The 7,335-nt window shown below is 61.0% G+C and carries 7 protein-coding genes; 1 reads left to right on the top strand and 6 read right to left on the bottom strand.

Translation table 11 applies throughout. The features are described 5' to 3' along the window. Positions 1-243: 243 nt before the first annotated feature. A complete protein-coding gene (gene pssA, locus K7I12_RS17050) occupies positions 244-1,122 on the bottom strand; it encodes a CDP-diacylglycerol--serine O-phosphatidyltransferase (protein WP_051907659.1) in 879 nt (292 codons plus the stop codon). Between the two features lie 143 nt (positions 1,123-1,265). Continuing rightward, entirely contained in the window at positions 1,266-2,282 is a 1,017-nt protein-coding gene (ilvC, locus tag K7I12_RS17045; protein WP_031385305.1) for a ketol-acid reductoisomerase, read from the bottom strand. Between the two features lie 158 nt (positions 2,283-2,440). Here ilvC and ilvY point away from each other — a divergent pair, with 158 nt between their 5' ends. Then, positions 2,441-3,346: an HTH-type transcriptional activator IlvY gene (ilvY, locus tag K7I12_RS17040; protein ID WP_031385306.1), complete on the top strand. Its 906-nt coding sequence runs from the start codon at positions 2,441-2,443 to the stop codon at positions 3,344-3,346. Between the two features lie 112 nt (positions 3,347-3,458). Here the strand turns inward: ilvY and ltrA are convergent, their stop codons facing one another. The 4 genes from ltrA to tnpA all read right to left on the bottom strand — a co-directional run bounded on the left by ltrA (position 3,459) and on the right by tnpA (position 7,130). Further along, on the bottom strand, positions 3,459-4,658 hold the full coding sequence (ltrA, locus tag K7I12_RS17035) for a group II intron reverse transcriptase/maturase (RefSeq protein ID WP_031385307.1): 1,200 nt from the start codon (positions 4,656-4,658) through the stop codon (positions 3,459-3,461). A gap of 93 nt (positions 4,659-4,751) precedes the next feature. Then, positions 4,752-6,413 (bottom strand): IS66 family transposase, encoded by a 1,662-nt coding sequence (gene tnpC, locus K7I12_RS17030; protein WP_031382221.1) that lies wholly within the window; start codon positions 6,411-6,413, stop codon positions 4,752-4,754. A 45-nt stretch (positions 6,414-6,458) separates the two neighbouring features. Continuing rightward, positions 6,459-6,827: an IS66 family insertion sequence element accessory protein TnpB gene (tnpB, locus tag K7I12_RS17025; protein WP_031382220.1), complete on the bottom strand. Its 369-nt coding sequence runs from the start codon at positions 6,825-6,827 to the stop codon at positions 6,459-6,461. Between the two features lie 150 nt (positions 6,828-6,977). Beyond that, the gene (tnpA, locus tag K7I12_RS17020) at positions 6,978-7,130 is read right to left on the bottom strand and encodes an IS66 family insertion sequence element accessory protein TnpA (RefSeq protein ID WP_231664768.1); all 153 of its coding nucleotides are present in this window, start codon (positions 7,128-7,130) and stop codon (positions 6,978-6,980) included. Positions 7,131-7,335 lie beyond the last annotated feature (205 nt).

The following is a 7,335-nucleotide window of genomic DNA, read 5'->3' as shown; positions in this document are numbered from 1 at the left end:
GCTGGGCGCCCCCGTCGAGCCCGCGTTTTGCCTCGGGCTTCCTTCAGATTCCCCTTCGCAGGAGACACCCTTGCCGTCGGCTAGCACTTCCCCTTGCCGGGCGTGCAGGGGACTTTCACCCAGGTCATCCCGGAGCACCACCTCCGGGAACAGTGCCAGTCAGGCACTGCGCGCCATGCCTGGCGCACGATAATAAAACGCCCGCGCGGGGCGGGCGTTAGATGCATCGAAGCGAGAAGTACGTCAGTCGGTCGACTGATCGGGGGTAGTAGGCTCGGCATTCACCTGATCGGGCGCCGGCTTGCCCTTCATCTTGCGCATCGCGGCCATGGCCGGCCCCGACACCACATAGCAGGCAAACAGCGTCAGCAGCATTACCGACGGCTCGAGCGAGATCACCACGAAGCCCAGCACGATCGCCAGCAGGGCCACGAACGGCACCGGCCCCTTGAGATCGACCTCCTTGAAGCTGTAGTAGCGGATATTGCTGACCATCAGCACGCCGGCACAGACCACCACGAAGGTCATCAGCAGCTTGAAGGCGTAGGCCTCAATATCGAAGTTGTGAAAGACCCAGACACAGCCGGCGACCAGGGCGGCGGCCGAGGGGCTGGGCAGACCGATGAACCATTTCTTGTCGGTGGAGCCGATCTGCACGTTGAAGCGCGCCAGACGCAGCGCCGAACAGGCGACATACAGAAACGCGGCGATCCAGCCGAATTTGCCGACATCCTGCAGAATCCAGGTGAAGGCCACCACCGCCGGCGCCACCCCGAACGAGAGCATGTCGGCCAAGCTGTCGTACTCGGCGCCGAAAGCGCTCTGGGTATTGGTCATGCGAGCGACCCGGCCATCGACGCCATCAAGCACCATCGACACGAACACGGCGATGGCCGCGGCCGAAAAACTGCCATTGATCGCCGCGACTACGGCAAAGAATCCCGAAAACAGCGCCGAGGTCGTGAACAGATTGGGCAACAGGTAGATGCCGCGTCGCCGAACCTTCTTGCCATTCTCGACGGTTTCCTCGACGACGTCGGTCTCGCGCGCGAAATCGGCAAACTCGTTGCTGGAGGCCGAGGCCTTGTTCTCGGGCTTGTCCTGCTGGGCGTCCTGGGTCATTGCTCTCATTCCGTTGCCAACCTGCATGTCGTCTCATTCTACACACTAGCTAGGCTAACGATAGGCATCGCACCCTGCCGCACAAACCAGCCAGGGGGCGAAAACCCGCGCCCTGGCTGGTTGGAATGCCGCAAGCCGACGGGCTAGTTCTTGCTCTTGTCGACCAGCTGGTTGGCGGCGATCCACGGCATCATCGAGCGCAGCTTCTCGCCGACCTGCTCGATCGGCAGCTCGGCATTGAGCCGGCGCCGGGCGTGCATCGACGGGTAGTTGGTGTTGCCTTCCTGAATGAACATCTTGGCGTATTCGCCGCTCTGGATGCGCTTCAAGGCATTGCGCATCGCTTCACGGGACTGCTCGTTGATGATCTCCGGGCCGGTCACGTATTCGCCGTACTCGGCATTGTTGGAGATCGAGTAGTTCATGTTGGCGATGCCGCCTTCGTACATCAGGTCGACGATCAGCTTGAGTTCGTGCAGGCACTCGAAGTAGGCCATCTCCGGTGCGTAGCCGGCTTCGGTCAGGGTCTCGAAACCGGCCTTGACCAGCTCGACGGCGCCGCCGCACAGCACGGCCTGCTCGCCGAACAGGTCGGTTTCGGTCTCGTCCTTGAAGGTGGTCTCGATGATCCCGCTGCGCCCGCCGCCGATCGCCGCCGCGTAGGACAACGCCAGTTCCTTGGCGGAACCGGAGGCGTCCTGCTGGATGGCGATCAGGTCGGGAATGCCGCCGCCGCGAGTAAACTCCGAGCGCACCGTATGACCCGGCGCCTTGGGTGCAATCATGATCACGTCGAGATCATTGCGCGGAATGATCTGATTGTAATGGATGTTGAAGCCATGCGCGAAGGCCAGCGTGGCGCCCTGCTTGAGATTCGGCTCGATCTGCTGTTCGTAGATCGCCTTCTGGTTCTCGTCGGGGGCCAGCATCATGACCACATCGGCCTCGCGGCTGGCATCGGCGACGGTGGCCACCTTGAGCCCGGCCGACTCGGCCTTGTCGGCCGATGATGAGCCCTCGCGCAGCGCCACGGTGACCTCGACGCCGGATTCCTTGAGGTTGTTGGCGTGGGCATGGCCCTGCGAGCCGTAGCCGACGATGGCGACTTTCTTGGCCTGAACCAGCGACAGATCGCAATCTTTATCGTAATAAACGCGCATGGCGTACTCCGCAATTCGTTGAGTAGGGGGTTGTGTCAGCGTTGATGGCCTGCCGTCTAGCGCGGCGTGGTCAAACATTGAGGGTACGATACGGCAGACATTGCATTGCGTAAAACGCTATATTTGCAATACCACGATTCACTAAATGAAATACCAACATGGATCTACGCCCACTGCGTCATTTTCTGGCGCTGGCCGAAACGCTGCACTTCGGTCGCGCCAGCGACGCCTGCCACGTCAGCCCATCGACGCTCAGTCGCAGCTTGCGCCAGCTCGAGACCCGCCTCGGCGTGCGCCTGATCGAGCGCGACAATCGCACCGCCTATCTGACTCGCGAAGGTAGGCTATTTCAGCAATACGCGCGAGACGCCCTCGAGCAGTGGGCGGCGCTGCGCCAGACCCTGATGGAGGAAGCCGGCGAACTGGCCGGCGAGATCAGCATCTACTGTTCGGTAACGGCGAGCTACAGCTTTCTCTATGAACTACTCAGCGAATTCCGCCTGCGCCATCCGCGCATCGAACTCAAGCTGCACACCGGCGACCCGGCCGATGCGATTGCCCGCATCCTGGGTGGCGACGAGGACATGGCGATCAGCGCCCGCCCCGAGACACTGCCGGCACCGCTCGCCTTCAAGCCGATCGCCACCTCGCCACTGGTGTTCATCGCCCCCCGCGAGGCCACGGATTGGCTGCCGGCGGAGATCCAGCCGCCGCTGGCCGCGGCCTGGGCGGACACGCCGATGATCCTTTCGGAGTCGGGGCTGGCCCGCGAGCGTACCGACGCCTGGTTCCGCAGCCTCGGCATCAAGCCGCGCATCTACGCCCAGGTCGCCGGCAACGAGGCGATCGTCAGCATGGTCGGGCTGGGATTCGGCGTCGGCGTGGTGCCGCAGATCGTGCTCGACAATAGTCCGCTGGCCGATCGCGTACGCACGCTCGACGTCAGCCCTCGGCTCGCGCCTTACGACGTGGGACTCTGCGTGCTCGACAAGAAACTGCGCACCCCGCTGATCCATGCGCTGTGGACCCAGGTAGCCGATGCGCCCCGTCAGGCCGACGCCTGAGCGCGGCGCTACCGCCTGTCCACCCAATCGGGATAGAGGGGAGCCATTAGGCTCCGCCCCTCCCACACCACCCGGCATGCGGGTCCGCACCGGGCGGTTCGAGAAGTTGAGGTCATGAGAGACGCGGCACGCCCAACCGGTCAAAGTAGGCAATCGTCAGCACATTGTGAATAGCAGACCGACTATTATGCCACCAGCGGCGACTCAGGGCCGCCACCGATCGTGCAACCCAGGGACTCGCGCCAAGGCGCAATAGCTCCCGGTGGATAGTCTTTCCCCGCCGCCACTGTTTTAGGTGTAGGGCTCTCAGGCGACGGCGCAACCACTCATCCAGTGATCGCCAGATGCGTGGCGTTTGCGCCAACCTGAAGTATCCCTTCCACCCCAACAGGTAGCTGCGGAGCTTTTCCACGACCTGCGTAATGCTGCGTCCTCCGTTGCGTCGGGTCAGTTGCCTGACCCTCCGCTTGAACGTCTGCAACGCTTTCGCTGATACCGTGCGCCGGACATCTCCGTCCCTCGTTTGCCACAAGGCATAGCCAAGGAACTTGCGCCCGAACACGCGAGTTACCGCGCTTTTGGATTCGTTGATCTTCAAGCGCAGTCTGTCGTAGTAACGCCGCAACAGAGCCATCACCCGCTCGCCCGCTTTGTGACTGCGCACGTAAACGTTGCAGTCATCGGCGTAACGGGCAAAGCGATGCCCTCGGCGTTCCAGTTCCCGATCCACCTCGTCCAGCAGAACGTTAGCCAGTAACGGCGACAACGGCCCGCCTTGCGGCGTCCCCTCTACTCGCCGGATGGTCACGCCGCCATCCATAATACCCGCATTCAGGTACGCGCGAACCAACCGGACAACGCCGGCGTCGTTCACGCGTTTCTTCAGGCGGTCGATCAGGATGTCGTGGTTGACCCGGTCGAAGAATTTCGACAAGTCGACATCCACCACGACGTGGCAGCCCTGCTGGACGTAGCGTTGTGCAGCCAGTATGGCATCGTGTGCCCGGCGGCCCGGGCGGAAGCCGTAGCTGTGTTCGCTGAAGGTCGGATCGATCCGAGGTTGCAGCATTTGCAGCAGTGCTTGTTGAATCAGACGGTCGGTCACGGTGGGAATACCCAACTCCCGCTCACTGCCGTCCGGTTTGGGGATGCCTACCCGACGAACCGGCTGTGGCCGATAACGACCTTCCAGCAGCTGTTGCCGGAGATCGGGCCAGGCCCATCGCAGGTATTCGGCTGTCTGGGCAATGTCCAGACCGTCGATACCCGCCGCTCCCTTGTTGGCCTTCACGCGCTTCCATGCCCGCTGCATATTCTCTCGTGCGAACGCCTGTTCAAGCAGGCTTCGCCCTGCGCCCTTCGATTCTTGTCGCGGGGTAAGCGCCGTTAAACCGACCCACTTGCCCTAACCGTATTGAGCCACTTTTTTTGAAGCGGGCAGCGTCGCGTTCCAGGGCAAGAGTGTTTCGAGTTGTTCGAGGGTAACCGCATCGGCTATGTGCGTTAGCACATGGTGAATATAAGCGGATGGCTCCAGGCCGTTGGCCTTGGCGGTTTCGATCAGCGAGTAACAGGTGGCACTCGCTTTAGCCCCTTGCGGGGTATCGGCGAACAGCCAGGCCTTCCTTCCGACCGCAAATGGTCGGATGGCGTTTTCTGCCAGCACGTTGCTGATCTGCAAGTCGCCGCGCTCGCAGTAGCCAACCAGGGTGTCCCACTGGTTGAGGGTATAATCAATGGCCTTGCGGGTGAGCATGCCTTTCATCACCTTGGGGGCATTTTTCTCCAACCAGGCCTTGAAGGCGTTCAGTAGCGGCAGGCTTTTTTCCTGGCGCACCCGGTAACGCTCGGCATCACTCAGCGCCTGCGCCGCTTTTTCAACCGCGTACAGCTTGCGGATATGGCTCAGGGCCACATCGGCTTTTGACGGCTGGCCTTTCTTGCCCTTGGCCGGCGCGGCTCGGGACGCTTCCACGAACTTGCGTCGGGCATGATCCCAACATCCGATTCGGCTCAGATTATTGTCACGGCACACCTTGCCATAGCCGGAGTAGCCATCGGCTTGCAGAATGCCCTGGAAGTCATCCAGCAGGCGCACCGGTACCTTGCCACCTCGTGAGGGGTCATACTCGAACAGAACCGAGGGTTTTCCCGGTGGACCACCCCGGGTGACCCACATCCATTTGTCGGATTGGGCTGTCTTGCCGTCTTCCTTGAGTACCTGGATCCGGGTTTCATCCGCCTGCAGGTAATCGCTGCTGTTCTGGGTTTCCCGCATCAGGTTGATCAGCGGCTGGAACACGTTGTCCAGTCGGATGATCCAGTGGGCCATGCTGGTTCGGCTGACTTCGTGGCCCAGGCGTTTGAGCATCTGCTCCTGTCGGTATAACGGTAGCCCGTCGGCGTACTTGGAGGTGATGAGGTAGGCCAGCAACGAGGGGGTGGCGATGCACTTGCCCAGCGGGTGAGCCGGACGGGCTGCCGCCACCATGCGTTCCTCACCCTCCTGCTCGAACACCGCCTTTTCCTGCCAGTACTCCAGCACTTTCAACTGGGCCGGGATGAATTCCAGCTCTTCCTTCACTTTGGTGAAGAAGGCCTTGCTGGCACCGGCTTTCTCTTCGTCACTGAGGGTCAGCTCAATACGCTCACGCAGCAGTTTGTCACAGAAGCCGCGTTGGCGGCGCTTTCGTGACCGGCGGGGCGCTTCTTCCTCGGCCTCGTCGGCCAGGTCATCGCGGAGTTCATCAATCTCAACTTCCAGCTCGGCTTCATCAAACAGCATGATCTGATGGGGCTGCTTTTCACTACTGGCCGCGAATTGCTGGATCTTTTTATGTCGCAGTAGCTCTTCAAGGATCTCGATGCGGGCGTCCCGGCTCTGGATGGCCTGATCGCGCTGCTCCAGTGCTGATGCCTGAGATTTCAGCCTGGCCTGCTGGTTCAGAAAGGCTTCTTCTTTCGAGGCGAGTCGCTGCTGAAGATCACTGATAACAGTCGCCATTTCAGCGGCAGAGAGGCTGCTGAAATCAGGAGTTGAAGAGGCGTTATCAGGCGTTGTTTTCATAACGGAATTATAGCAAAAACAACGATCTGTAGCACGTAAAAAGTGCTATCCCACGCTCTCGTAATGCAGGGTTTTGTGCCCTCGCAACAGGGTAATGTCATACCCGTCCAGCAACCAGTTGATCTGCTCGCCAGTCAGCGGCATCAGGTCATCCGACGGGCCAGGCCACTTGAATCGCTCCTCGGCCAGGGCCTTGTAATACAGCACAAAGCCATTGTCTTCCCACATCAGACACTTGATCTTGTTCCGCTGCCGGTTAGTGAAGGCATAGAAGGCGCCGGAGAACGGGCTGTGCCCCAGCTCCTGTTCAACGATCAGGGCCAGGCCGTTGGCCTGCTTGCGGAAGTCGACCGGGGTGCGATACAGGTAAATCTCCGGCAAGTCCCACGAGGGACGCAGATACCGGTTTCGCATCACAACTGCCTCAGAACCGCGCCCAGCAACTCGATGTTGCCAGCGTGCAGGCCGGTCACCGATACGCCGCCAGGCAACGAGACGGTCAGGCCGTCCGTGGCCTCCGATCCGGAGACCGGGGCTACCCGGGCAAATCCCGAAGGTGCGGAATCATCCGGCACCCCCATGGGTCAGCTTCTTGCGCCAATAGACAAACCGACAGTAGGTCAGTGACTGTTGCTTGCAGTAGGCCATTCCAGACAGTCCGGATGCCTGCCACTGCGTGATGTGCTGTTGCCAAAGTTGTTCGCGTTCGTGGGTCATGCTGATTCCCTCCTGCGGTTGATGAGGGAATCAGTGTGTTAAATATGGGGATGGGGGTGTAGGTGCTGATTTATTGGCGCTTACCCCCGAACACAGGCTGTCCGGGACTCACGCGCGCCCCAGCTTTCTCGCGCACCCACAAAAAAAAGCCCCCGGGGTGTCCCGGGGGCTTTTCATGAAGATGCCTGACGATGACCTACTCTCG

This window comes from Halomonas sp. IOP_31, from assembly GCF_021151495.1.
GTDB classification, from domain to species: Bacteria; Pseudomonadota; Gammaproteobacteria; order Pseudomonadales; family Halomonadaceae; genus Modicisalibacter; species Modicisalibacter zincidurans.
Note: the sequence above shows the minus strand (reverse complement) of the source record. Positions and strands in the feature narration are given on the sequence as shown.

Coding starts and splice junctions, on each gene's coding strand:
- pssA (WP_051907659.1), bottom strand. CDS start 1,122: ATGACCCAGGACGCCCAGCAGGACAAGCCCGAGAACAAGGCCTCGGCC.
- ilvC (WP_031385305.1), bottom strand. CDS start 2,282: ATGCGCGTTTATTACGATAAAGATTGCGATCTGTCGCTGGTTCAGGCC.
- ilvY (WP_031385306.1), top strand. CDS start 2,441: ATGGATCTACGCCCACTGCGTCATTTTCTGGCGCTGGCCGAAACGCTG.
- ltrA (WP_031385307.1), bottom strand. CDS start 4,658: ATGCAGCGGGCATGGAAGCGCGTGAAGGCCAACAAGGGAGCGGCGGGT.
- tnpC (WP_031382221.1), bottom strand. CDS start 6,413: ATGAAAACAACGCCTGATAACGCCTCTTCAACTCCTGATTTCAGCAGC.
- tnpB (WP_031382220.1), bottom strand. CDS start 6,827: ATGCGAAACCGGTATCTGCGTCCCTCGTGGGACTTGCCGGAGATTTAC.
- tnpA (WP_231664768.1), bottom strand. CDS start 7,130: ATGACCCACGAACGCGAACAACTTTGGCAACAGCACATCACGCAGTGG.